Annotated in this window: 19 protein-coding genes and 2 tRNA genes; 11 read left to right on the forward strand and 10 right to left on the reverse strand. The window is 73.0% G+C overall.

The genetic code is table 11. The features are described 5' to 3' along the window. Nucleotide 1: 1 nt before the first annotated feature. Together ABT014_RS18065 and ABT014_RS18070 are read right to left on the reverse strand one after the other, a co-directional pair. Nucleotides 2–1,984 (reverse strand): putative bifunctional diguanylate cyclase/phosphodiesterase, encoded by a 1,983-nt coding sequence (locus ABT014_RS18065; RefSeq protein ID WP_350639844.1) that lies wholly within the window; start codon nt 1,982–1,984, stop codon nt 2–4. 289 nt (nt 1,985–2,273) lie between these two features. Then, nucleotides 2,274–2,699 carry an OsmC family protein gene (locus tag ABT014_RS18070; protein WP_350639846.1) on the reverse strand — a complete coding sequence of 142 codons (426 nt, stop codon included), beginning with the start codon at nt 2,697–2,699 and terminating at the stop codon, nt 2,274–2,276. A 309-nt stretch (nt 2,700–3,008) separates the two neighbouring features. Between ABT014_RS18070 and ABT014_RS18075 the strand changes: the two genes are divergently transcribed. Next, nucleotides 3,009–3,356 (forward strand): chorismate mutase, encoded by a 348-nt coding sequence (locus ABT014_RS18075; protein ID WP_350639848.1) that lies wholly within the window; start codon nt 3,009–3,011, stop codon nt 3,354–3,356. Nucleotides 3,357–3,572: 216 nt separating this feature from the next. Continuing rightward, nucleotides 3,573–4,181 (forward strand): signal peptidase I, encoded by a 609-nt coding sequence (lepB, locus tag ABT014_RS18080; protein WP_502895008.1) that lies wholly within the window; start codon nt 3,573–3,575, stop codon nt 4,179–4,181. On the opposite strand, the gene ABT014_RS18085 is transcribed toward lepB, so the two are convergent. Together ABT014_RS18085 and ABT014_RS18090 are read right to left on the reverse strand one after the other, a co-directional pair. Continuing rightward, a complete protein-coding gene (locus ABT014_RS18085) occupies nt 4,148–5,200 on the reverse strand; it encodes an EamA family transporter (RefSeq protein ID WP_350639852.1) in 1,053 nt (350 codons plus the stop codon). The two genes, lepB and ABT014_RS18085, sit on opposite strands and share 34 nt — an antisense overlap. A 319-nt stretch (nt 5,201–5,519) precedes the next feature. Continuing rightward, the gene (locus tag ABT014_RS18090; RefSeq protein WP_350639854.1) at nt 5,520–7,784 is read right to left on the reverse strand and encodes a transglycosylase domain-containing protein; all 2,265 of its coding nucleotides are present in this window, start codon (nt 7,782–7,784) and stop codon (nt 5,520–5,522) included. A gap of 204 nt (nt 7,785–7,988) precedes the next feature. On the opposite strand from ABT014_RS18090, the gene ABT014_RS18095 reads away from it, so the two are divergent. Continuing rightward, nucleotides 7,989–8,807 carry an ATP-grasp domain-containing protein gene (locus ABT014_RS18095; protein ID WP_350639856.1) on the forward strand — a complete coding sequence of 273 codons (819 nt, stop codon included), beginning with the start codon at nt 7,989–7,991 and terminating at the stop codon, nt 8,805–8,807. Nucleotides 8,808–8,854: 47 nt separating this feature from the next. On the opposite strand, the gene ABT014_RS18100 is transcribed toward ABT014_RS18095, so the two are convergent. Continuing rightward, nucleotides 8,855–8,928: transfer RNA gene (locus ABT014_RS18100), tRNA-Lys, on the reverse strand. Between the two features lie 115 nt (nt 8,929–9,043). Then, a tRNA-Lys gene (locus ABT014_RS18105) sits at nt 9,044–9,117 on the reverse strand. A gap of 108 nt (nt 9,118–9,225) precedes the next feature. On the opposite strand from ABT014_RS18105, the gene ABT014_RS18110 reads away from it, so the two are divergent. Further along, on the forward strand, nt 9,226–9,687 hold the full coding sequence (locus ABT014_RS18110; protein ID WP_350639858.1) for a DUF3592 domain-containing protein: 462 nt from the start codon (nt 9,226–9,228) through the stop codon (nt 9,685–9,687). Between the two features lie 4 nt (nt 9,688–9,691). Here ABT014_RS18110 and ABT014_RS18115 read toward each other — a convergent pair whose 3' ends face one another. From ABT014_RS18115 to ABT014_RS18125, 3 genes are read right to left on the reverse strand one after another with little or no spacing between them, the layout of a single operon-like run. After that, the gene (locus tag ABT014_RS18115) at nt 9,692–11,728 is read right to left on the reverse strand and encodes an ABC transporter ATP-binding protein (RefSeq protein WP_350639860.1); all 2,037 of its coding nucleotides are present in this window, start codon (nt 11,726–11,728) and stop codon (nt 9,692–9,694) included. Then, nucleotides 11,725–12,672, reverse strand: coding sequence for an ABC transporter permease (locus ABT014_RS18120; protein WP_350639862.1), 948 nt, complete (start codon nt 12,670–12,672; stop codon nt 11,725–11,727). Before ABT014_RS18120 ends, ABT014_RS18115 begins: the two co-directional genes overlap by 4 nt. After that, nucleotides 12,672–13,655, reverse strand: coding sequence for an ABC transporter permease (locus ABT014_RS18125; protein ID WP_350639864.1), 984 nt, complete (start codon nt 13,653–13,655; stop codon nt 12,672–12,674). The genes ABT014_RS18120 and ABT014_RS18125 overlap by 1 nt, the downstream gene beginning before the upstream one ends. Nucleotides 13,656–14,018: 363 nt before the next feature. Between ABT014_RS18125 and ABT014_RS18130 the strand changes: the two genes are divergently transcribed. The 4 genes from ABT014_RS18130 to ABT014_RS18145 all read left to right on the forward strand — a co-directional run bounded on the left by ABT014_RS18130 (nt 14,019) and on the right by ABT014_RS18145 (nt 20,363). Next, complete coding sequence (locus ABT014_RS18130; protein WP_350639866.1) at nt 14,019–15,716, forward strand: ABC transporter family substrate-binding protein; 1,698 nt, start codon at nt 14,019–14,021, stop codon at nt 15,714–15,716. A gap of 398 nt (nt 15,717–16,114) precedes the next feature. Continuing rightward, entirely contained in the window at nt 16,115–17,383 is a 1,269-nt protein-coding gene (locus ABT014_RS18135) for a low temperature requirement protein A (protein WP_502895010.1), read from the forward strand. A 97-nt stretch (nt 17,384–17,480) separates the two neighbouring features. Next, on the forward strand, nt 17,481–18,143 hold the full coding sequence (locus tag ABT014_RS18140; RefSeq protein WP_350639868.1) for a pentapeptide repeat-containing protein: 663 nt from the start codon (nt 17,481–17,483) through the stop codon (nt 18,141–18,143). A 159-nt stretch (nt 18,144–18,302) separates the two neighbouring features. Then, the gene (locus tag ABT014_RS18145) at nt 18,303–20,363 is read left to right on the forward strand and encodes a phosphocholine-specific phospholipase C (protein WP_350639870.1); all 2,061 of its coding nucleotides are present in this window, start codon (nt 18,303–18,305) and stop codon (nt 20,361–20,363) included. A gap of 52 nt (nt 20,364–20,415) precedes the next feature. Here ABT014_RS18145 and ABT014_RS18150 read toward each other — a convergent pair whose 3' ends face one another. Then, nucleotides 20,416–21,453 carry a Scr1 family TA system antitoxin-like transcriptional regulator gene (locus ABT014_RS18150; protein ID WP_350639872.1) on the reverse strand — a complete coding sequence of 346 codons (1,038 nt, stop codon included), beginning with the start codon at nt 21,451–21,453 and terminating at the stop codon, nt 20,416–20,418. A gap of 146 nt (nt 21,454–21,599) precedes the next feature. Between ABT014_RS18150 and ABT014_RS18155 the strand changes: the two genes are divergently transcribed. From ABT014_RS18155 to ABT014_RS18165, 3 genes are all read left to right on the forward strand, one after another. Continuing rightward, the gene (locus ABT014_RS18155; RefSeq protein WP_350639874.1) at nt 21,600–22,031 is read left to right on the forward strand and encodes a DUF7848 domain-containing protein; all 432 of its coding nucleotides are present in this window, start codon (nt 21,600–21,602) and stop codon (nt 22,029–22,031) included. 10 nt (nt 22,032–22,041) lie between these two features. Continuing rightward, nucleotides 22,042–23,193 carry a serine hydrolase domain-containing protein gene (locus ABT014_RS18160; RefSeq protein WP_350639876.1) on the forward strand — a complete coding sequence of 384 codons (1,152 nt, stop codon included), beginning with the start codon at nt 22,042–22,044 and terminating at the stop codon, nt 23,191–23,193. 83 nt (nt 23,194–23,276) lie between these two features. Then, nucleotides 23,277–23,471, forward strand: a complete 195-nt coding sequence (locus ABT014_RS18165; RefSeq protein WP_350639878.1) for a hypothetical protein — start codon at nt 23,277–23,279, stop codon at nt 23,469–23,471. Nucleotides 23,472–23,481 lie beyond the last annotated feature (10 nt).

Consider the following 23,481-nt stretch of genomic DNA (forward strand, 5'->3'; position numbering starts at 1 on the left):
GTCAGGCCGAGCGGTCCCGGCGCAGTATCGCCGCGACCAGCTCGGCCTCCCCGGGGCGGGCGAAGTACCAGCCCTGCGCCGTGTCGCACCCGGTCAGCCGCAGCCGTTCGGCCTGCGCCGCGCTCTCGATCCCCTCGGCGGTGACGGTCAGGCCGAGCGCGTGGGCGAGCTGCACCATGGCGCCGACGATCTGCTCGTCCGCCGCGTCCCGCCGGGCCCGCCGCTCCGGGTCGTCGTCCGTCCGGGCGCCCCCCGCGGAGCCGGGCGCCGGCGGGGCCGCGTCCCGGAAGCCCTCGATGAAGGTGCCGTCGAGCTTCAGCACGTGCACCGGCAGCCGGGACAGGTACGCCAGGTTCGAGTAGCCGGTGCCGAAGTCGTCGATGGCGATCCGCACGCCCATGTCCGCCAGCGCCTGCAGGGCCTGCAGCGGGCGCCCGCCCGGGCCGAGCACCGCGCTCTCGGTGATCTCCAGCTGGAGCAGCCGGGCCGGCAGCCCGGTGGACTCCAGCACCTCGGCCACGTCCGCCACCACGTCCGAGTCCCAGATCTGCCGGGCGGCCAGGTTGACGCTGACGAAGGTCTCGGTGTCGGGGAACTCGGCCAGCCAGCGCCGGGCCTGCCGGCAGGACTCCTCCAGCACCCACTTGCCGAGCGGCACGATCGCCCCGGACTCCTCGGCGAGCGGGATGAAACGGTCCGGGGAGAGGGTGCCGTACCGGGGGTGGCGCCAGCGCACCAGGGCCTCGGCGCCGCGCACCACCCCGTCCGACAGCCCGACCAGCGGCTGGTACTCCACGGTGAACTCGCCGCGCTCCAGGGCCGGCCGCAGCGCGGTGGCCAGCCGCTGCCGGGTGAGCTGGTGGGCGCCGCGGTCCGGGTCGTAGAGGGTCCAGCGGGCCCGGCCGTCCGCCTTGGACCAGTACAGCGTGGAGTCCGCGTCCCGCAGCAGGTCGATCGGGGTGGTGCCGTCCACCGGCCGCTCCACCACGCCGACCGAGGCGGTCACCGTCAGCTGGTGGCCGGCCACCTCGAACGGCTGCTCCAGCGCCTCGACCAGGCCGGCCGCCAGCTTGGTCAGCTGCCCGCTGCCGCTGCTGCCGGTGATCAGCAGCGCGAACTCGTCGCCCCCGAGCCGGGCCAGCAGCCGGCCCTCCTCCTGGGCGAACCCGCTCTCCAGCCGGTCGGCGACCGCCACCAGCAGCTGGTCGCCGATGTGGTGGCCGAGCATCTCGTTGATCGCCGCGAAGCCGTCCAGGTCGACGTAGCACAGGCCCATCCGGGGCTCCCGGGGGCCGGCCGCGGCCGGGTGGGCGACGGCCGTCTCGAAGGCCTCCTCCAGCCGCTCGAAGAACAGCGCCCGGTTCGGCAGCCTGGTCAGCGGGTCGTGCAGGCTCTGGTACGCCAGCCGGTCGCCCAGCAGCCGCTGCTCGGTGACGTCCTCCACCATGGCCAGGGTGTACAGCGGGCGTCCGGCGCCGTCCCTGATCAGCGAGATGGTGACCTTGCCCAGCACGGTGCGCCCGTCGCGGTGCTTGAGCTGCTTCTCCACCCGGAGCCGGTCGCGCTCGCCGCGCAGCAGCTCCAGGTAGAGCCGGCGGGGGGCGTCCTCGGGGTCGATGATCTGGTGGATGTGCAGCCGGACCAGCTCGTTCGGCTCGCGGCCGACCATCGCGGCGAAGGCCGGATTGGCCTCGATGATGTGGTCGTCGGCGTCGATCAGCGCCATCCCGATGCCGGCGTCGGCGAAGGCGGCCCGGAACCGGGACTCGCTCGCCCGCAGCGCGGACAGCAGCCGCCGGGTGCCGCCGCCGGCCGGGCCGCCGCAGCCGGGGCAGCTGGCGGTGGGATCCGCAACCGGGGCGTCGCCACCCGGCAGGGGGGACGGGGGGTGGTCCGGGGCCGGCCGTGGCTCGCGGGCCCGGCGGCTCTCCTGCTGCCGGACGCCCAGGCTCTGTGCGTCGGCCCCTTCGTTCCGGCCCGGCACGGCACGCTCCCGTCCGCTGCTCGCACTGATCCGGTCGGCCGCCCGTACCGGGGTGGCCGGCTGCCGGGCCCGGATGGGACGCCCGGCCCGGCCCGACGGGGATCGGGGGACCACTGGACGGAGCACACCCGCGGCGAACAGGCCACTGCGGCTGATCATAGGTGGCCGCGAGAACCGGGGGCGACCGCCGCCAGGGTGATTCGCGGGAGTGCGCCGGCGGGTACGCCCCCGCCCCCGGCGCGCGCCGTCAGGCGCACCCCGGGGGCGGGGGCGGGAAGCCGACGGGACGTCAGCCGAGCTTCGCCGTCAGGGTGATGGTGGTGCCGGTCAGCGCCTGGCTCACCGGGCAGTTCTTCTTGGCGTCCTGCGCGGCCGCCTCGAAGCCGGCCTGGTCGAGGCCGGGCACCTCGCCGGTGACGGTCAGGTGGATGCCGGTGATGCCCTCGCCGGGCTGGAAGGTCACGTCGGCCTTGGTGTTCAGCCGGGTGGGCGGGGTGCCGGCGCCGGCCAGGCCGTGCGAGAGGGCCATCGAGAAGCAGGCCGAGTGCGCGCCGGCGATGAGCTCCTCGGGGCTGGTCTTCCCGTTCGCGCTCTCGGCGCGGGAGGGCCAGGACACGGCGTACTCGCCGATGCCGGAGGAGTCGAAGGTCACCAGGCCGCTGCCCTTGAGCAGGTCGCCTTCCCAGTCGGTGTGCGCGGTGCGGGTGGTTGCCACGGTCGGATGCCTCCTGTGCGGGGGGAACTGTCGGGTCGTCACTTCCGGTGCTGCGGTGCCCAGCCTACGGCCCGGGCGCACCGGTCGAGGGGTGTGCGCGGCCGAACCGCCCCGCCGGGCAGGGCCGGTGCCCGGCCGTACCCGTGCCCGGCGTTCCGGATGGCGGGACGGCGGTCGAAATTCGCAGGTCCGCCGGGCCGCCCCTGTTAGATTGGCCGCGGCCCGAGCCCGGCCGCCCGTCCGGACCACGGACGGTCGCCGACCGGCCACCCAGCCCGCCAGCACCGCCGCCAGCCCCGGAGCCACTCGATGACGGACCAGCCCACGAACCCCTCCACCGCTTCCTCGGAGGGGGTCGACGCGGCTGTCTGGGCCGAGCTGACCAGCCTGCGGCAGAGCATCGACAACGTGGACGCCGCCGTGGTGCACATGCTCGCCGAGCGGTTCAAGGCGACCCAGCGGGTCGGACGGCTGAAGGCCGAGCACCGGCTGCCCGCGGCGGACCCGGCCCGGGAGCGGGAGCAGATCACCCGGCTGCGGGAGCTCGCGGCCGGCGCCCACCTCGACCCGGTGTTCGCCGAGAAATTCCTCAATTTCATCATCGCCGAGGTGATCCGCCACCACGAGGCGATCGCCAGCGAGCCGCTCGCCGACTGAGGCCGCGGGCCCCGGAGTTCGCGCGCCAGCGGGGGTTCGCGTCGGTTCCGGATAAGGGTGGGATTTCGCGGTCGGTCCCGATCGGAGTTAGCGTGCGGTGTTCCCACCTTCTCTCCGCAGGCGGCCTGATCAGTGACCCAGCCCCCTCCCACAGTCGAGACCCAGCCCTCGCCGACCGGCCGTCGCCGTTGGCCGTGGTGGGTGGAGATCCCCGTCATGATCACGGTGGGCCTGGTGGTGGCGCTGGTGATCAAGACCTGCCTGTTCCAGGTGTTCTCGATCCCCTCGGGGTCGATGGAGAACACCCTCCAGGTCGGCGACCGGGTCGCGGTGAACAAGCTGGCGCCGATCTTCGGCTGGGAGCCCAAGGAGGGCGAGCCGGTGGTGTTCCGCGATCCCGGCGGCTGGCTGCCGCCGTCGCCGCCCGCCGCCAACCCGGTCTCCGGCGCGGTCGGCAGCACCCTGAGCTTCCTCGGCCTGCTGCCGCCCAAGGACGACAACTACCTGGTCAAGCGGGTGATCGCGACCGCGGGTGAGACCGTGCGGTGCAGCGGCAGCACGCTGACCGTGGACGGCCGCACGGTCGACGAGCCCTATCTGCACGCCGGCGACGACTCCTGCTCGGGCCTGGACTTCGGCCCGGTCACCGTGCCGGCGGGGCACGTCTGGGTCGAGGGCGACCACCGCAGCGACTCGGCCGACTCGCGCTACCACCGGGACGGACCGGGCGGCGGCGCGGTGCCGGTGTCGGACGTGGTCGGACCGGCGACGGCCGTGGTGTGGCCGCTCGGTCACCTCGACTGGTTCGGCTGGACCGGCCGCTGAGCCACCCGGTCCACGGGGGCCACGGACTCGGTCGGGACCACGGAGTTCACCGGGACCACGGGGCCTGCGGCCACCGGGTCCGGCCCGGCCGTGGCGGCCGGCTTGCTGGTCTGCGCCGCGAAGGCGCCCGCCAGGACCAGCGCACCGCCCACCAGCTGCGGCACCCCGAGGTGCTCGCCCAGCAGGACCCAGGCCAGCACGGTGGCCACCACGGCCTCCAGGTTCGCGATCACCCCGGCCACCGGCGGTGACAGGTGCTGCACCGAGACCACGCCGGTCAGGTACGCCAGCACGGTAGCCACCAGCACCATCCAGGCGGCCGGCAGCAGCGCGGGCAGCTGGTGGCCGTTCATGCTCACCTGTCCGGCCAGCAGGCCCCAGTCGGCCTCCCAGGGCCGGGTGAACGCGGTCAGCACCACGGCGCCGATCAGCAGGCCGAAGGCGCTGACGGCGATCGGGTCGATCGGCCGCTCGCCCTGGCGGCCGGCGTCGGCCAGCACGAAGTACCCCACCTGGCAGGCGGCGGCGCCGAGCGCGAAGAGGACGCCGATCGCGTCGAAGCCCAGCCCGTTCCAGACCTCGACCACGCAGGCCAGACCGGCGACCGCCACCGAGGCCCCGACCATCGCGCCCCGGGAGATCGGCTTGCGCTGGACGAACCGGACGTACCCGAGCAGCAGCGGCGGGCCGAGGTACTCGATCAGCAGCGCCACCCCGACCGGGATCCGGGCGATCGCCGCGAAGTAGCAGGCCTGCACGCCGGCGACGGCGAGCAGCCCGAAGCCGATCAGCACCCCCGGCCGCTGCAGCACGGCGCCGCGGTGTCGCCAGGCCAGCGGGAGCAGCACCAGCGCGGCGCCGGCCACCCGGAGCCAGACCACGTGCTGGGAGGACAGACCCGCTTCGATCAGCGGTTTCGCGGCCGTCCCCGAGCCGCCGAAGGCGAAGGCGGAGACGAGCGCGAGGGGCAGGCCGAGCGAGCGGGCGGAGCGGCGGGGCGAGGGCGTGGAGCTGTGCACCCGGGCATTGTGCCAGTCGGCATACGGTCTACGTAAGGTGCAATCTCGCGTATTGGTCCTGCTCCTGCGGTGGTCCGCCCGGGCCGCGGTGGCCGGCCCGGGCGGACGGGGCGAGAAGGCTGCAGGCCTTCTCTTTCGGATCTTGCCGGGCGCGCGACGCTCCCCCAGCCTCCGGCCGGGAGGTACCCCCAGGCATCCAGCCTCGCCTGGACGCACCGGCGAAACGCCCAAGTGCACCCAGCACGAGGACGTTCCGCCGGCACGCCCAGCCGGGCGCCCAACGCCGCGCGCTGATCCGACAAGATCCGAAAGAGAAGGCCTAGCCGGCCGGGACGGGACGGCCGGGGCGGCTGGTGGCGGCCGGGGTGGACCCGCCCGTACCCGGGTCCGGGGCGGTCGAGCCGCCGGGGTCCGCCGAGGCGCCCGGGGTGGCCGGCGTGCGGGACGGGTTGCGGCCCTGCCCGGCACCGGACCGGCCGCGGTCACCGCCCCAGGCCTGGCTCTGCGACGGGCTCGGGCTCGCGGACGGCGTGGCGGACGGCGAGGCCGGTGCCGTGCTCGGGGTCGGCGCCGGGGTGCTCGCCGGGGGACGCCGCTCGGCCACCGGCTCCGGGAACGAGGCGACGGGTCGGCCGGACAGCGCCGCCCGCATGTAATCGGTCCAGATCTGCGCCGGGAACCGCCCGCCCGCCGCGCTGCCGGCGCCGCCGACCCCGTTCAGCGAGACCTGCGAACCGTCCGTCGGGTCCTGGCCGAACAGGCCGACCGCCGTGACCAGCTCCGGGGTGTAGCCGACGAAGTACACCGACCTGGCGTCGTCCGTGGTGCCGGTCTTGCCCGCGGCCGGGCGGCCCAGCTCCTGCGCCCGGTAGCCGGTGCCGCCCGCGTCGGAGACCACGCCCTGGAGGATCGAGGTGACCGACCGGGCAGTCTGCTTGCCGACCGCCTGGGTGACCTTGTGCTCGGGCAGCGCCATCTGCTCGCCGCCGTGCTCCAGCGAGGCCACCAGCCACGGGGTGATCTGCTGGCCGTCGTTGTCGAGGGTGGCGTACACCCCGGCCATCTCCAGCGGGCTGGGCGAGGCGACGCCGAGCGGGATCGCGCCCTGGGCCTTCAGCCCGGGGGTGTCGGCGGGCAGCCCGAGCGCGACCGCGGTGTCTCGGACGGTCTCCAGGCCGGCGTCCTGGGCCAGCTGGGCGTAGACCGAGTTCACCGACCAGTCGGTGGCCTGCTGGAGGGTGATCGGGCCGTAGCTGCGCTCACCCTCGTTCTTCGGGGCGAACGGGACGCCCTGGCCGCCCTGGACCGGGCGGCGGTTGGTCCCGTCGTAGACCGTGTCCGCGGTGATCCGCTGGCCGGAGCGGGTGCGGGCGCCGCTGTCCAGCGCGGCCGCCAGCGCGATCGGCTTGAAGGTCGAGCCGACCTGGTAGTCCTGCCGGGTGGCGTTGTTGATCCAGTGCTTGGTGGCGTCGCTGCCGCCGTAGAGCGCCACCACGGCGCCGGTCTTCGGGTCCACCGAGACCGCGCCGGCCTGGGCGGCGGCGTCCGGCTTGCGGCTGTCCGGCTTGAGGTTGTCGGTGAGCTGGTGGGTCACCGCGTCCTGCAGCTGCTGCTGGCGCTTGGCGTCGACGCTGAGCTTGACCGTGTAGCCGCCCTGGGCGAGCTGGGCGTCGGTCAGGATGCCGTGCGAGGTCAGGTAGTCGGTGGCGGCGTTCACCAGGTAGCCGGCCTGGCCGGAGAGGCCGGGCGCGCTGCGCGGCCGCAGCACGTCGGGGAAGGTGGTCGCGGCCCGCTCCTCGGCGGACAGCCACTTCTCCTGCACCATGCCGTCCAGCACCCAGTTCCAGCGGTTCACCGCGTTCTGCTTGCCCTGCGGGGTCGCGGTCGAGACGTCGTAGGCGCTCGGCGCGTTGAGCAGGGCCGCCAGGTAGGCGCCCTGGCCGGGGGTGAGCCGGGCGGCGTCGACGCCGAAGTACGCCTGGGCGGCGGCCTGGATGCCGTAGGCGCCGCGCCCGTAGTACGAGGTGTTGAGGTAGCCCGCCAGCACCTCGTCCTTGCTCTGCGTCGCGTCGACCTTGATCGCGATGAAGATCTCCTTCACCTTGCGGCTGACGGTCTGCTTCTGGTTGAGGTAGGTGTTCTTGACGTACTGCTGGGTGATGGTCGACCCGCCCTGGGTGCCGCCGCCGGAGACGGTGGCCAGCGCGGCCCTGGTCATGCCCTTGAGGTTGACCGCGCCCTCGTCGTAGAAGTTCCGGTCCTCGGCGGCCAGCGCGGCGTGCTGGGCGGCGGGGGAGATCCGGTCCAGGCCCACGTTCTGCCGGTTGGTCTGGCCGGTGCGGGTGATCAGCGAGCCGTCCTGGTAGAGCCAGGTGTTGCTCTGCGCGGTGGCGGCGGCGTGCGCGTCCGGCACCTTGACCAGGGTGATGCCCAGCACGAAGAGCCCGACGCCGAGCAGGGCCGAGGCGATCAGGCCGGCCAGCGTCATGCGCCAGGTCGGTATCAGCCGGCGCCAGCCGGTACGGCGGGGGCGGCGCTTGGTGCGCGGCTGACTGGGGTCGGCCTGCTGGGTCGTGCGGGGCACCGGAGGACCTCCCTGCGAGCCCCGTGACGGTCGCTCACCCGGTTGACGATATGGACCGATCCATCCTGCCTGATCAACTTCGCAGACGTTAGTGACCTATGTCCCATATATCCCCGGTTGGCGGAAGAATCCCTGGTGGCGGCCGTCCCCGGCGCGGGTAAGGTGCCGGAACTCACCCGTACCAGTGCATCGGGAGCACCACCCATGACCAGGCGACCGCGCGTCCTGTACGTCACCGACCTCGGCTACCCGGCGAACGGCCGCCGCTACGGCGACGAGGACGTGTACCTGTCGGGCCGGCTGCGCGAGCGGTTCACCGTCGCGCTGTGCCACCCGCGGGACGCGGTCGCCCTGATGGACGGCTACGACGTGGTGCTGGTCCGCAACAGCGGCCCGGTGATCCACTACCAGGACGACCACCGGGCCTTCGGCGTCGCCGCCCGCGAGCGCGGCACGCGCGTCCACAACCCGCTCACCGGGCGCGGCGACATGGCCGGCAAGCAGTACCTGCTCGACCTGACCGCCGCCGGACACCCGGTGATACCGACGGTCGACCGGCACGAGCACCTGGACCGGCTGCCGGCCGCCGCCGAGTACGCGGTCAAGCCGGTGCTGGGCGCGGACTCGGTGGGGCTGCGGTTCCTGCGGCCCGAGCAGCTGGCGGGAGCCGACCTCACGGGCGCGCTGGTGCAGCCGCGGATCCCGTTCCGGTACGAGGTCTCGTTCTACTTCGTCGACCGGGTCTTCCAGTACGCGCTGCACGCCCCGGACCCGGCGCGCCGCTGGGAGCTCGCGGTGTACCCGGCGAGCGAGGAGGACCTGGCCTTCGCGCAGCACTTCGCCGACTGGAACACGCTGGCCTACGGGATCCAGCGGGTGGACGCCTGCCGGACCCCGGAGGGCGGCCTGCTGCTGGTGGAGCTGGAGGACCTCAACCCGTACCTCTCGCTCGACCTGGTCGAGCCGGCGGTGCGGGAGCGCTTCGTCGCCGCGCTGACCGCCTCGATCGCCGCGACCTGCTGAAACGCCGAAGGCCCCCTCGCTCTCACGAGGGGGCCTTCGACCGTCTGTGCGCCGCCAGGGACTCGAACCCCGGACCCGCTGATTAAGAGTCAGCTGCTCTAACCAACTGAGCTAGCGGCGCCTGTCTGACCCGGAGAACAATACACGGTCCGCGGGGGTGGTCGGCGCGGGGTGCCGGGGGTGCTGGAAAAGGTTCAGGCCCCTCCACCGTGGTGAAGGGGCCTGAACCCTGTCTGTGCGCCGCCAGGGACTCGAACCCCGGACCCGCTGATTAAGAGTCAGCTGCTCTAACCAACTGAGCTAGCGGCGCCTGTCTGACCCGGAGAACACTACAGGTCACCCGGGGTCGCGCTCAAATCGACCCCCTGTCCGCCGGGCCACCGCGCTGGTACGGTGCGGCCGGGCAAGGGGAGGACGGATGGCGGGCGGACGGCTGGTCCTGGGCGTGCTGGTCGGGCCGGTGGTGATGGTGGTGGGCCTGGTCGGCGGGACGGGCTACGTCGAACGCCGGGCCGACTTCGGGCACGGGAACCGGGTCGAGGCCGTGGTGACCGAGATCGAGTACGCACGACCCGGCCCGCGGCAGGGGGTGCACCGGATGACCGTCGCACTGCCCGGCACCACGTCGGACGACTGGCTGGAGATCGAGGACCCGGGCAGCGCCTCGGACCGGCTGGTGCCCGGTGACCGGGCCGTCGTCCTGGTCTCCGACGCCCGGCCGGGGCGCGCGCTGTTCCCGCAGCAGCTGGGCCTCGGCGCACTCGCGCTGCCGGCGGTCCTGCTGCTGTCCGGCGTGCTCCTCACGGTGGCCGGCGTCCACGCGTGGCGCCGGGGCGACCCCGGCTGGCGGCCGCCGTCCGCCGAGCGCTGGGACCCGTGACCCGTCAGGCGCCCTCGGGGTAGTGGCAGGCCGCGGTGTGATCCAGCCCGGGGGCGGCCTCGGTGGGCTGCGGTTCCTCCTGTTCGCAGCGGGTCCGCCGGTCGGCGTCGAGCGCGGCGTGGACCGGGCAGCGGGCCCGGAAGCGGCAGCCCTCGCGGCGGACGGTCGGGGACGGCGGGTCGCCCGCCAGCAGGACCTTGGTGCGGGCCCGCTCGGCGGCCGGGTCGGGCAGCGGGACGGCCGACAGCAGCGCCCGGGTGTACGGGTGCCGGGGCCGGTCGAAGACCTCGGCGACCGCGCCGGTCTCCACCGTGCGGCCCAGGTACATCACGCTGACCCGGTCGGCCAGGTGCCGGATCACCGACAGGTCGTGCGAGACGAACAGGTAGGCGAGGCCCAGCTCGGCCTTGAGGCGCTGCAGCAGGTTGAGCACGCCGGCCTGGATGGAGACGTCCAGCGCGGACACCGGTTCGTCCAGCACCAGCAGCTCGGGCCGGACGGCCAGCGCCCGGGCGATCGAGATCCGCTGCCGCTGGCCGCCGGAGAACTGGTGCGGGTAGCGGTTGGCGTGCGCCGGGTCCAGGCCGACCTGGCGCAGCAGCTCGGGGATCCGGCGCACCGCCGCCTCCCGGGGGACGGACTGCGCGTACAGCGGCTCGGCGATGATGTCGCCGACCGGCATCCGGGGGTCGAGGCTGGCCATCGGGTCCTGGAAGACGATCTGCAGCCGGGCCCGGAGCCGGTGGGCGGCGGCCCGGTCGAGCGCGGCGGTGTCCTGGCCGAGCAGCTCGATCCGGCCGGACTGCGGCCGGGCCAGCCGGAGCAGCTCGTACAGGGTGGTGGACTTGCCGGAGCCGGACTCGCCGACCAGGCCGAGGGTCTCGCCGCGCCGGATGTCCAGGTCGACCCCGTCGACCGCGTACACCTCGCCCACCTTGCGCTTGAAGACGGCGCCCTTGAGCTGCGGGAACGTCTTGGTGAGGGCGGTGACGGCGAGCACCGGGGGCCGCTCGGCGCGCGGGACGGCCGGGCCGGGCGCGGGCAGCTCGGGCACCGGGTAGACCTCGCTCGGGGCCGGGCCGCGTTCGGCCAGCTCCTCGGCCCGGACGCAGGCGGCCAGGTGCCCGTCGGCACCGGCGAGCGGGGGCTCGGCGGCCCGGCAGCGGTCCTCCACCAGCGGGCAGCGGGCGGCGAACGGGCAGCCGGGACCGCCCTCGCCGGGCGCCGGCGGGCTGCCGGGGATCGGCACCAGCGGCCCGCCGCGCCCGTCCAGCCGGGGGACGGCGCCGATCAGGCCGAGGGTGTACGGGTGCCGGGGCCGGGCGAACAGCTCGTCCACCGGTGCGCTCTCCACCACCCGCCCGGCGTACATCACCGCGACCCGGTCGGCCATCCCGGCGATCACCCCGAGGTCGTGGCTGACCAGGACGAGCGCGGCGCCGGTCTCCCGCTGTGCGGTGCGCAGCACCTCCAGCACCTGGGCCTGGATGGTGACGTCCAGCGCGGTGGTGGGCTCGTCGGCGAGCAGGATGTCGGGGTCGTTGGCGATCGCCATCGCGATCATGGCGCGCTGGCGCATGCCGCCGGAGAACTCGTGCGGGAAGCTGTCCAGGGCCCGTTCGGGGGCCGGGATGCCGACCAGGTCGAGGAGTTCGGCGGCCCGGCGGCGGGCGGCGGCGCGGTCCAGCGGCTGGTGGATCCGGACCGCCTCGGCGATCTGCTCGCCGATCCGGTAGACCGGGGTGAAGGCGGACAGCGGGTCCTGGAAGACCATGGCGACCTTGCGCCCGCGGATCCGGGCCAGTTCGCGGCCGGGCAGTCCGACCAGCTCGCGGCCCTCCAGCCGGACGGACCCGCCGACCCGGGCGGTGCCGGGCAGCAGGCCGAGCACCGCGAGCGCGGTGACCGACTTCCCGGAGCCGGACTCGCCGACGATGCCGAGGGTCTCGCCGCGGCGCAGCTCCAGGTCGACGCCGCGGACGGCGGGGGAGGGGCCGAAGTCGACCGTCAGGTCCTGGACGGTGAGCAGGGCGGGGGTCACGGGTTTCTCCGGCGCAGGCGGCGGGTGGCGGTGCGGGCCGGGCGGCCCGCCTCGGCGGTGGGGTCGAGCGCGTCGCGCAGCCCGTCGCCGACCAGGTTGACGGCGAGCACGAAGAGCACCAGGAGCGCGGCGGCGAAGTAGAACAGCCAGGGGAAGACCGGCGCGTCGCCGGTGCCGGCGGCCAGCAGGGTGCCCAGCGAGACGTCCGGGGCACGGACGCCGAAGCCGAAGTAGGAGAGCGCGGCCTCGCTCATCACCGCGCCGCCGACCGTGATGGTGGCGTCGATGATCAGGAAGGAGGAGACGTTCGGCAGGATGTGCCGCAGGATGATCCGGAACGGTCTGACGCCCATGAACTCGGCGGCCCGGACGAACTCGCGCTCCTTGAGCGAGAGCGTCATCGAGCGGATCACCCGGGCGGTGATCATCCAGTTGAACAGGCCCAGCAGCAGGACGAAGGCCAGCCAGCCGGTGCCGCGCAGCTTCGGCGACACGATCGCGATGATCAGGAAGCTGGGGAAGATCAGCATCAGGTCGACCAGGAACATCAGCACCCGGTCCGCCCAGCCGCCGAAGTACCCGGCGCAGGCCCCCACCAATGAGGCCAGCACGGTCGAGAACAGCGCCACCAGCAGGCCGATGACCAGTGACTTCTGCAGCCCGCGGACGGTCTGCGCGAACACGTCCTGGCCGATCCCGTTGGTGCCGAACCAGTGCTCGGCGGAGGGTGCCTGACGGATCGCCGTGTAGTTCGGCGTGGCGTAGTCCCAGGGCGTCAGGTACGGGCCGACGAAGGCGAGCAGGAAGAGCAGCAGCACGATCACGGCGCCGATCACCACCCCGCGGGCGGCGGCCAGCCTGGTCAGCACCAGCCGCAGCCGCCCGGCGGGGGCGGCCTCCGCGGCCGGGGCGGGCAGGGTGTCGGGGAGCGCGGTGGTGGTCATCAGTACCTGACCCGGGGGTCGAGCGCGGCGTGCAGGGCGTCGGCGAGGAAGCCGGCGGCCAGGATCACCACGGCGGCGAACAGGTTGACGGCGACCACGGCGTTGACGTCCTGCTCGTTGATGGCCTGGATGAACCACTCGCCCATGCCGTGCCAGCCGAAGATGGTCTCGGTGAACGCGGCGCCGGTGAAGATGCCCAGGAAGCTGTACGCGAACATGGTCGACATCGGGATCACGGCGGTGCGCAGGCCGTGCTTGAGCAGCGCCCGGGTGCGGGTCAGGCCCTTGGCCTCGGCGGTGCGCAGGTAGTCGGAGCCGAGCACGTCGAGCATGGTGGAGCGCTGGTAGCGGCTGTAGGTGGCGAGGCCGCCGAGCGCCAGCGACAGGGTGGGCAGCAGCAGGTGCAGGGCCCAGTCGCCGAGGTGGGCGCCGAGGCCGCCGGCCAGGTTGGGCGTCTCGTAGCCGGTGAACGGGATCACCTCGTGGCCGGCCGCGTCCTTGGCCGCGATGGCGCCGTTCTTCAGGAACAGCGCGACCAGGAAGACCGGCGTGGACAGCAGCACGAAGGAGAAGACGGTCAGCGTCCGGTCGGAGATCCGGTACTGCTTGACCGCGCTCCACGCCCCGCCGGCCACCCCGAGCACCATGCCGAGCAGGCTGCCGATCAGCAGCAGCCGCAGCGACACCCAGATCCGGCGTCCGAACTCCTCGTTGACCGAGGTGTTGTGGATGGTCCGGCCGAGGTCGCCGTGGAGCACCAGGCCGTCCGCCCAGGTGGCGAACCGCTCCACCACCGGGGTGCGGTCGTTGATGTTGAGCGCGGTGAGCTGGCGGTCGACCGCCGCGGCCGAGGGGCGGGGCTGCTTGGCCTCGAAGTAGGCGCGCGGGCCGAGCGCGGTGCAGGACAGGGCGTAGGCGAGGAAGACCGCGACGACCAGCAGGACGGCGTAGTAGCTCAACCGTTTCGCCAGATAGCGGATCACGGCATGCCGCCGAGGAAGTTCGCACACCTGGTGAACATGATCGTTGGCCTTCGCTCAAGGGGTGGATTCAGCAGCTTCGCGCAGCAGTTGTACGGCACGGTGGGTCGGCCGTCCAGGGGTCGCGCTGCGAGGCGGTTCGACCGGTTCGGAGAACGCGCAGGTCACAGTGGATCAGACGGGTGCTGACGGGATGTTGCGGCGGTGTTGCGGCCCGTTTCGTTCTGATCAGATCTGAACACCGCCCCCTGGTAGTCGACTTGATCCGCTGTTACGTTCTGCCTGTCGGCACCGACTTGGCTGCCCACGTTCAAGTGTCGCCACACCTGGCGGCCGTCGACTCTTCGAGACCCCGGGGAACTCCTGATGGACGCATCGCTCGCCACCCGCAGATTCGGCCGCGCCGCGGCCACCGCCGTCGCCGTGGTGCTGGCCGCCACCGCCTGCAGCAGCTCGGCCGGCGGTTCGGCGAACGACGTGGCCAAGACGGTGGCGCCGACCCAGGACGCGGAGGACAACAACCCGCAGCCGCTGGACCGGATCAAGGACGGCGGCGAGCTGCGCGAGCCGCTCCAGCAGTGGATCACCCAGTGGAACCCGTACCAGGTCGACGGCACCTACGGCGACGCCGTCGAGATCATGGGCTACGTCGAGGCCAAGCTCTTCCGCTCCGACGCCAAGGGCGTCTACCAGGCCGTCCCGGAGTACCTGCAGTCGGCCGAGGTCACCTCCACCTCGCCGCAGGTGATCACCTACAAGCTCAACCCCAAGGCCAAGTGGTCGGACGGCAAGCCGCTGGGCTACCAGGACTTCAAGGCGGTCTGGCAGGCCTCCAACGGCAAGGACCCGGCTTACAACCTCTCCGACTCCTCGGGCTACGAGCAGATCTCCGCGGTCGAGCAGGGCGCCGACCCGAGCGAGGTCAAGGTCACCTTCACCGAGCCGTACGCGGACTGGCAGAGCCTGTTCAGCCCGCTGCTCCCGGCGGCCGGCATCGCCACCCCGCAGGCCTTCAACGAGGGCTGGATCGAGCAGGTGCCGATCTACGGCGGCCCGTTCAAGATCGGCAACGCGGACAAGACCGCGCAGACCATCACCCTCGTCCCCAACCCCGACTGGTGGGGCCCCAAGCCCAAGCTCGACAAGATCACCTACCGGGTGCTGGACTCCGCCGCCATCACCCAGGCCTTCCTCAACAACGAGGTGGACTTCGCCTCCGCCGGCACCGCGACCGCGTACGGCCAGCTCAAGGACTCCAAGGACGCCGCGATCCGCACCGGCACCCCCTGGGACGAGGTGCACATCTCCTTCGGCGGCAACGGCGCGCTGGCCGACCAGCACGTGCGCCAGGCGCTCGGCAAGGCGCTGGACCGGGCCTCGCTGATCAAGATCGTCAACCAGGGCGTCCCGGTGGAGTTCAAGCCGCTGGACAACCACCTCTTCATGACCAACCAGAAGGGCTACCAGGCCAACGCCGGCGACTGGGTGAAGTACGACCCGGCCGCCGCGAAGCAGTTGCTGGACGCGGCCGGCTGGAAGGACTCCGGCGGGGTGCGCAGCAAGGACGGCCAGCCGCTGGAGCTGCACTACGTGATGAGCGACGGCTCCACGCAGGCGCAGTCCGACCTGGCCGCGGCCGCGCAGAGCATGCTCCAGCAGGTCGGCGTGAAGCTCGTCGTCGACAAGGTGCCCAGCAAGGAGTACTTCTCGAAGTACATCAACGAGGGCAAGTTCGACCTGGCGAGCTGGCGCAACACCGGCTCCTTCCCGCTCTCCAAGACCGTGCCGATCTACCGCGCCCCGCAGGGCGACAACGTGTTCGGCAACTACTCGAAGCTGAGCACCCCGGAGATCGACTCGCTGCTGCGCAAGGCGGCCGGCACCCTGGACCCGGCCGAGGCCGCCAAGCTCTACAACCAGGCGGACGTCAAGATCTGGGAACTCGCCCACACCGTCGAGCTGTACCAGCGGCCCAGCATCGTCGCGGTCCGCAAGGGCCTGGCCAACTTCGGGGCCGGCAGCCTCGCCGACACGGTCATCACCTCGGTCGGCTGGGAGAAGTAGGGCGGGCTCGGGGGCGAGCGACCGGCGGCGCTGGCGAGCAGCGCGGTGATCACGAGGTGTTCAGGCGTGGGCGCGGGGGCCGGCGGTGCCGCCCCCGTGTCCATGCCGTCCGCCTTGACCTTCCGCGTTGCCCGCAGACCGCCCGTGTCGTCGTTCCACTTGGCGTGGAATCTATCGGCCCGTCCGGGGTGGACGGGACACCGCGCGCAGGGCGCGCCCGACAGCCGTCGAGCTGTCACCCGGATCGCGCACTGCACCGTCAACTCTGCCTGACGACCGGGCTCAACGGGTGCAAGGTGCCGTCCGGCGTGCCGCGCGGACGGGTGCCCGGATGCGTGCGCACCGGCGGTGCGGCTGCCAGGATCGCGAGGTCAGTGCCCCTCTGCGAAGGCGATCCGATGACCAGCGAAGCCGCCCTGCCCGACCCGGACCGCGGCGCCCCCGACCGCGGCGCGGCGCACCGCGCCGACCAGGACCGCGCGCACCCGGGCGCCCCGGACGACGCCCGGCCGGTGCGGCGGATGGTCCCCCGGCGCCGGGACGAACCGCACCGCGCCGCCACCCCGTTGGAACTCTTCTTCGACCTCTGCTTCGTGGTCGCGGTGGCCCAGGCCGGCGGCCAGCTCGCCCACTCCGTCACCGAGGACCACCTCGCCAACGGCCTGGTCGGCTTCGCGTTCGCGTTCTTCGCGATCTGGTGGGCCTGGATGAACTTCACCTGGTTCGCCTCCGCCTACGACGTGGACGACGTGCCCTACCGGATCACCACCCTGGTGCAGATCACCGGTGTGCTCATCCTCGCGGCGGGCGTGCCACGGATGTTCGGCGACCAGGACCTGACGCTCTCGGTGGTCGGCTACGTGGTGATGCGCCTCGCCATGGTCACCCAGTGGCTGCGCGCGGCCCGCAGCGAGCACGGCGGCGCCCGCGTGATGGCGCTGCGGTACGCCGCCGGGATCACCGTCTGCCAGGTGGGCTGGGCGCTGGTGCTGCTGGTGCCCGAGGACGCCCGCCCGTACGTCATCCCGGTCGGCATCCTGCTGGAGCTGTCCGTCCCGGTGTTCGCGGAGTGGCACACCCAGAGCACCTGGCACCCGCACCACATCGCCGAGCGCTACGGGCTGTTCACCCTGATCGTGCTCGGCGAGACGGTCTCCGCCGCCACCGTCGCCATCCAGTCCGCACTGGACGAGCACGAGGCGCTCGGCGAGCTGCTGCCGATCGCCGGCGGCGGCATCCTGCTCTGCTTCGCCGCCTGGTGGATCTACTTCGCCCGGCCGATCCACGACCACCTGCGCACCAACCGGCAGGCCTTCCTGTGGGGCTACGGCCACTACCTGGTGCTCGGCTCGGCCGCCGCGATCGGCGCCGGCCTGGAGGTGGCGGTCGAGTACGCCGTCGGCCAGGCCCACATCTCGGCCGACGCCGCGACCGCCGCGGTCACCGTGCCCGCCGCGGTGTACCTGCTGACCGTCTGGCTGCTGCACGCCCGGCACACCAAGCAGGGCGCCGCCCAGGCGGTGCTGCCGGTCGCCGCAGCGGCGGTGCTCGCCTGCACCTTCGCCGGGGAGGCCGGGGTGCTGCTGGCGGGGCTGGTGGCGGCCGCGACGGTGGCCGTCGGGCTGGTGCTGCACGCCCGGGAGGGCCGGGTGCCCGCTCGGGGGTGAGGCGCGGCCGAAGCTCGTGCGGCGGGCCGCGAGGGGGCGCGTGACGGGCCGGGTGCGACGATGGCCGGGCCCCGTCACCGACCCGGAACGAGCCTCCATGCCCGGCGTCCCCGCCGCCCCCGACGAGCTGGACCAGCTGCCGTACGCCCACCTGCTGGAGCCGCACACCGGCCCGCTGCGGCCCGACCAGCGCTACGACACCGTGCTGTTCGACGGCCTGGCCCTGACCGGCCCGGCCGCCGGCGCGAACTTCCTGGAGTGCGCCTTCACCGGCGTGGAGTGCGACGGCGCCAAGCTCCGCCGCACCTCCTTCAACGAGGCCTGGGTGCACAGCAGCCGGCTGGTCGCCACCGACCTCGCCGACAGCGACTGGCAGGACAGCGCCCTGCTCGGCACCGTGCTCGCCGGTGTCGCCTGGTACGGGGCCGCGCTGCGCCGGGTGGTGTTCCGCCAGTGCAAGCTGGAGGCCGTCAACCTGCGCTCGGCCGTGCTGCGGGACGTGGTGTTCGAGGACTGCCTGCTGCGCGACGTCGACTTCGGCGAGGCCCGGCTGACCGATGTGGCCTTCCCCGGCTCCACCCTGGAGGAGGTCCGGCTCGGCGGCGCCGCACTGACCCGGGCCGATCTGCGCGGGGCCGTCCGGCTCGGCCTGGCCGACGTTCACCTGGGGTTGCGCGGGGCGCTCATCTCCACGCACCAACTGTTCGACCTGGCGCCGCAGTTCGCGCAGGCGCTCGGCGTCGTTGTGAAGGACGGCTGACCCGTCCGTTCACCCGCGGGTCGCCCGACGACGGGCGGGCGAACAGTCCAACAAGCCTTCATGGAAAAGCATGGCCTTCCGCGCCGGGCTGGGCCAGGATGCACCGCGTTCGGTGAGTGCAAACCTGTGTGCACAACTCCTGAGAGGGCGGCGGTTCGGATGGCTGAGCTGAGTCGTAGGAAGTTCATGGCGCTGTCGGCGAGCGCGGCGGCGGGCGCGGCGGTCGCGGGCGGTGCCGTGACCGGCGCCACCGCCACGGCCGAGGCCGCCGGACTGAGCACCACCGGCACCCTCGCGGACGCCAAGCACATCGTGATCCTCATGCAGGAGAACCGCAGCTTCGACCACTACTTCGGCATGCTCAAGGGCGTCCGGGGCTTCGCCGACCGCAGCGCCGTCCAGATCGCCGGCGGCTACAGCGTCTTCAACCAGCCGAACGGGCTCGGCCGCCAGTACCCGTGGCAGTTCAGTGCCACCAAGCCGGCCGGCGGCGCCGACCCCGAGCGCCTGGCCCAGTGCAACGGCGACCTCGCGCACGGCTGGTCCGACCAGCACAAGGCCTGGAACGGCGGCAAGCTGGACTCCTGGGTGGCCGCCAAGGGCAACGTCCGCACCCTCGGCCACCTGACCCGCGCCGACATCCCGTTCCACTACGCGCTGGCCGACAACTGGACCATCTGCGACGCCTACTTCTGCTCGGTGCTCAGCGCCACCGGCCCCAACCGCACCTACCACTGGAGCGGCCAGATCGACCCGGCCGGCGCCGCCGGCGGCCCCGCCTACGACGGCGGCGACGAGTCCAACCTGCGCTGGGAGACCTACGCCGAGGCTCTGGAGCGGGCCGGCGTCAGCTGGAAGGTCTACCAGAACGCCGCCGACAACTACGGCGACAACGCGCTGGCCTACTTCAACACCTTCTCCGGCGCTCCGGCCGGCAGCCCGCTGGCGGTCAAGGGCATGGGGTCGGTGCCCAAGGTCACCGGCAAGACCCCCAACGACATCGCCGCCGCGATCCGCGCCGACGTGCTCAACGGCACCCTCCCGCAGGTCTCCTGGGTGGTCGCCGACGAGGCCTCCTCCGAGCACCCGTACGCCACCCCGACCGACGGCGCGCACTTCGTGCACATGGTGATCGACGCGCTCAACGCCGACCCGAACGTCTTCAACTCCTCCGTCATGTTCCTCAACTACGACGAGAACGACGGCTTCTTCGACCACGTCCCGCCGCCGGTCGCCCCCGCCGGCACGGCCGGCGAGTTCTACAAGGACACCAACATCGGCCTCGGCTTCCGGGTCCCGCTGATCGCCATCTCGCCGTGGACCCGCGGCGGCTGGGTCAGCTCCGAGGTCTTCGACCACACCTCGGTGCTGCGCTTCCTGGAGAAGTGGACCGCCGCCATCGGCAAGCCCGCCACCACCCCCAACATCAGCGCCTGGCGCCGCAAGGTCTGCGGCGACCTGACCAGCGTCTTCGACTTCGCCAACCCGGTGTACGGGCTGCCCGCCCTGCCCAACACCGACGCCACCATCGGCCTGTCCGCGTGCGGCCCGCTGCCCAACCCGGCGCCGGTCACCAACGCGCTCCCGCTCCAGGAGGCCGGCACCCGTCCGGCCCGCGCGGTGCCGTACCAGCCGAACGCCAACCTGGACCACCTGGAGTTCGCCTCCGGCAACGTCATGAAGGTCTGGCTGAAGATGGAGAACCGCGGCGCGGCGGCCACCAACGCGGCGCACTTCGCCGCCTACGCCAACGCCTACCGCAGCGGCGGCCCCTGGCAGTACACGGTGGACCCGGGCACCGACCAGAGCGACTTCTTCAACTGCGGCTCCGGCTTCGGCAACGGCCCCTACGACCTGAGCGTGGTCGGCCCCAACCGCTTCCTGCGGCGCTTCAAGGGCGACGCCACCAAGGCCGGCAAGACGGTCTCCGTCACGGCCTCCTACGCGGACTCCGCGAGCACCGGCAAGCTCGCCCTCTGGTTCAAGCTCGCCAACGCCGGCACCACCCCGGTGACCTTCACGATCACCTCGAACTTCTACCGCACCGACGGCCCGTGGACCTACACGGTGCCGGCCGGCGGCAACGTGAGCGACTACTTCAACGCGGTCGCGTACAACAACGGCTGGTACGACTTCACGATCACCGTCAGCTCCGACACCACCTGGTCGCAGCGGTTCTCCGGCCACCTGGAGACCGGCGCCGCCAGCATCAGCGGCTGATCCCCGCACCGACCGGGCCCCGCGGCGCGCTCCGCGGGGCCCGGTCCGTGGGTCAGACCTGGCCGAACGCGCCGCTCGCGGCGGCGGCGGTGAAGGCGGCCCACGCCCCGGGGGAGAGCAGCAGGGCGGGCCCCTGCGGGTCCTTGCTGTCGCGGACGGGGACGACATCCGCGGCGGCGGCGACGTCGGGGGCCCACTCGACACAGGCCCCGCCGTTGTCGCCCGAGTACGTCGATTTCCGCCACGCTACGTTCGTCGGATCAACGTCGGGAAGCATGTTGACCAGTCCTTCCATGACGGAACGGATCATCCGTGCCGAATCGCGCACGGGGAGGGCGTGGGCCCTGACCTGATCATAGCGATCGAGTACCGTCCGCAACTCGGCCGGATCACTGATGAGATGACCTCGCGTAGAACTTTCGGAATAGGCCAGTCGGTGACCGTTGGGCAGTTCGACAATGAGCGTGGTGACGGCACTTCCTGACAATTCCCCCAGCGAGAACGGTAGGACCTGAACCGTCACGTTGGGCCTGCGGGCCATTCCCAGGACGTGCCCGAGCTGGCGGTGGAGCACCTGCGGACCACCGACCTGGCGGTACAGGGTGTCCTTGTCCAGCAGCACGACAAGCCGCGCCGGATCGGGCCCGAAGAACTTCGCCTGCCGCCCCAGCCGGGCAGCCACCCATTCGTTGATCTTTTCCGGCGTCGCCGCGGGATCGTAGTGGCGGAACTGGGCCCGCATGTACTCCTCGGTCTGCAGGAGGCCGGAGATCCGGCCCGAAGCCCGCTCGTGCACCACCTTGGCATGGGCCTCCTCGCGGGCGAATTCCCGGAACCAGTCCGGAACGGTGCTGCCCTCCAGGAACGGTGCGACCAGCTCGTACGCGGCCACCAGGCTGCCCTGTGCCTGCAGTGCGTGGTCGAGTTGTTCGGCCCACCACTGGGTGGGGGCCGCCTTGCCCGTCTCCAGTTGGCTGATGGTGGTCTGGTGGCTGTTCACCAGCCTGGCCACCTGGGTCTGGCTCAGACCCGCGCCCTTGCGGTGCGACTCCAGGACGCCGCCCCAGGTCCGAGGCCTCCGCTGCGCCATCGTCGACTCCCTCCGGCTCAAGACCGTTGACTCTGTCTTACCCGAACGCTTGGTGACGGAGCTGTCGCCGTCCGACACTTAGTGTGCAGGCGGAACCGCAGGATTTCCGCTGTTTCTATGACAAAGCGCTCGGAGGGACGGTAGCGATGGCACCGATCATCGAACAGCAGGCGGCGGAGCCGACCGGGGCGGCCTGGCTGCCCGCGCTCGGCGAACCGGTGGTGGACCTGGCCTCCGGACGGACGGGGGAGTTCCGCGGGGAGGCGGGTGGCCGGTGGTGGCTGCGGCCGCGCGGGGGCGGGGTGGAGTGGGACGCGGATCCGCGGCTGGTGCGCTCGGCCGTGGCCCCGTACGGCGAGCCGCTGCACGGGTTCCGCTGCCTGGAGCCCGGCCCGGACGGCGTCCCGTGCGGCGCCGAGTCGGGCCTCGCGGAGGGCGAGGAGCGGGCCGGCCGGTGGTTGCGGACGCACCAGGCCGCGTACCCCGGCCACCAGGCCTTCGTGCACATCTGCCACCGCTCCGGGGCGCCGCGGGCCGAGGGGCTCGGCGCGCTCACCGGATCCCCGGCCGCGGGCTGAGGGCGGGCGGATGAGTTCCCTGCGCGCGACCCTGCAGGCGCACGTCGACCGCGGGGCGGTGGCCGGCGCCGTGGCGTTGGTGGCCCGGGGCGGCCGGGTCGAGGAGGCGGTCGTCGGCTCGGCGGACCTGGCGAGCGGGCGGCCGATGGCCCGGGACTCGATCTTCCGGCTCGCCTCGGTCACCAAACCGGTGGTGGCGGCGGCCGTGCTGATGCTGGTGGAGGACGGGCGGATCGCTCTGGACGACCCGGTCGGGCGGTGGCTGCCCGAACTGGCGGCGCCGCGGGTGGTCCGCACGCCGCGGAGCCCGGTGACGGACACCGTCCCGGCCGCCCGGCCGATCACCGTGGCGGACCTGCTCGCCTCCTGCGCCGGGTACGGGTTCCCGTCGGACCCCTCGCTGCCGGCCGCCGAGCTGCTGCTCGGGACGGTGCAGAAGTACGGCCGCGATCCGCAGCTGGTGCTCGCGCCGGACGCGTGGACGGCGGCGCTGGCCGAGGTCCCGCTGCTGTACCAGCCGGGTGAGGCGTGGCTCTACAACACCTGCTCGGACCTCCAGGGCGTGCTGATCGCCCGGGTCACCGGCGGCGGGTTGCCGGAGTTCCTGGCGGAGCGGGTGTTCGAGCCGCTCGGGATGGTCGACACCGGGTTCGCGGTGCCGCCCGGCGACCTGGACCGCTTCACCTCCTACTACCGGTCCGGCTCGGCGGGCGTCCTGGAGCTGGTCGACGCCCCCGACGGCCGGTGGAGCAGCCGGCCCGCCTTCCCGTCCGGCGCCGGCGGCCTGGTGTCGACCGCCGACGACTGGCACGCCTTCGCCCGGATGCTGCTCGCCGAGGGCGCCGCGCCCGGTGGCCGTCGGCTGCTGGCGCCGCGGACCGTGCGGCTGATGACCGGCGACCGGCTGACCGCGCCGCAGCGCTCGGCCGGCGGGCTGTTCCTGGACGGCCAGAGCTGGGGCTACGGCGGTTCGGTCGACATCCGGCGGGCCGACCCGTGGAACGTCCCCGGCCGCTACGGCTGGGTCGGCGGTACCGGCACGTCCGCCCACCTGGTCCCGTCCACCGGCGCCGTCACGATCCTGCTCACCCAGCTCGCCGCGGAGAGCCCGACCGCCGGCGCCGTGTTCGAGGACTTCTGGCGGTACGCGGCGGGCGCCTGAGCCGGCCCCGGTGGCATGGGGGGCGGGGCGGTGTGAGAGTGAAGGGGATCCGCCGTCCCGACTAGCCCGAGGAGCAGGGAGCGATGGGCATCTTCGACAGGTTCCGGTCCAAGGCGCACGAGATGGTCGGCCCGGGCGAGCGCGGGGCGCTCGCGCACGACGAGGCCGCGGACGCCTTCGGGGACCGCGCCGAGCGCGCGCGGCAGCAGGCGCAGCAGGCCGAGGAGGACCGCCGGGCCGCCGCCGACATGACCGCGGAGGGCGACCCGCTCGGCTGACCGGCCCCCG

It is taken from the genome of Kitasatospora sp. NPDC094015, from assembly GCF_040304075.1.
Taxonomy (GTDB): domain Bacteria; phylum Actinomycetota; class Actinomycetes; order Streptomycetales; family Streptomycetaceae; genus Kitasatospora.

Bases quoted from the DNA above. Each gene is read 5' to 3' on its own strand.
- ABT014_RS18145 (WP_350639870.1), top strand. From the start codon at position 18,303: ATGGCTGAGCTGAGTCGTAGGAAGTTCATGGCGCTGTCGGCGAGCGCG.
- ABT014_RS18095 (WP_350639856.1), top strand. From the start codon at position 7,989: ATGACCAGGCGACCGCGCGTCCTGTACGTCACCGACCTCGGCTACCCG.
- ABT014_RS18160 (WP_350639876.1), top strand. From the start codon at position 22,042: ATGAGTTCCCTGCGCGCGACCCTGCAGGCGCACGTCGACCGCGGGGCG.
- ABT014_RS18165 (WP_350639878.1), top strand. From the start codon at position 23,277: ATGGGCATCTTCGACAGGTTCCGGTCCAAGGCGCACGAGATGGTCGGC.
- ABT014_RS18140 (WP_350639868.1), top strand. From the start codon at position 17,481: ATGCCCGGCGTCCCCGCCGCCCCCGACGAGCTGGACCAGCTGCCGTAC.
- ABT014_RS18075 (WP_350639848.1), top strand. From the start codon at position 3,009: ATGACGGACCAGCCCACGAACCCCTCCACCGCTTCCTCGGAGGGGGTC.
- ABT014_RS18135 (WP_502895010.1), top strand. From the start codon at position 16,115: ATGACCAGCGAAGCCGCCCTGCCCGACCCGGACCGCGGCGCCCCCGAC.
- ABT014_RS18120 (WP_350639862.1), bottom strand. From the start codon at position 12,672: ATGACCACCACCGCGCTCCCCGACACCCTGCCCGCCCCGGCCGCGGAG.
- ABT014_RS18110 (WP_350639858.1), top strand. From the start codon at position 9,226: ATGGCGGGCGGACGGCTGGTCCTGGGCGTGCTGGTCGGGCCGGTGGTG.
- ABT014_RS18155 (WP_350639874.1), top strand. From the start codon at position 21,600: ATGGCACCGATCATCGAACAGCAGGCGGCGGAGCCGACCGGGGCGGCC.
- lepB (WP_502895008.1), top strand. From the start codon at position 3,573: ATGATCACGGTGGGCCTGGTGGTGGCGCTGGTGATCAAGACCTGCCTG.
- ABT014_RS18130 (WP_350639866.1), top strand. From the start codon at position 14,019: ATGGACGCATCGCTCGCCACCCGCAGATTCGGCCGCGCCGCGGCCACC.
- ABT014_RS18150 (WP_350639872.1), bottom strand. From the start codon at position 21,453: ATGGCGCAGCGGAGGCCTCGGACCTGGGGCGGCGTCCTGGAGTCGCAC.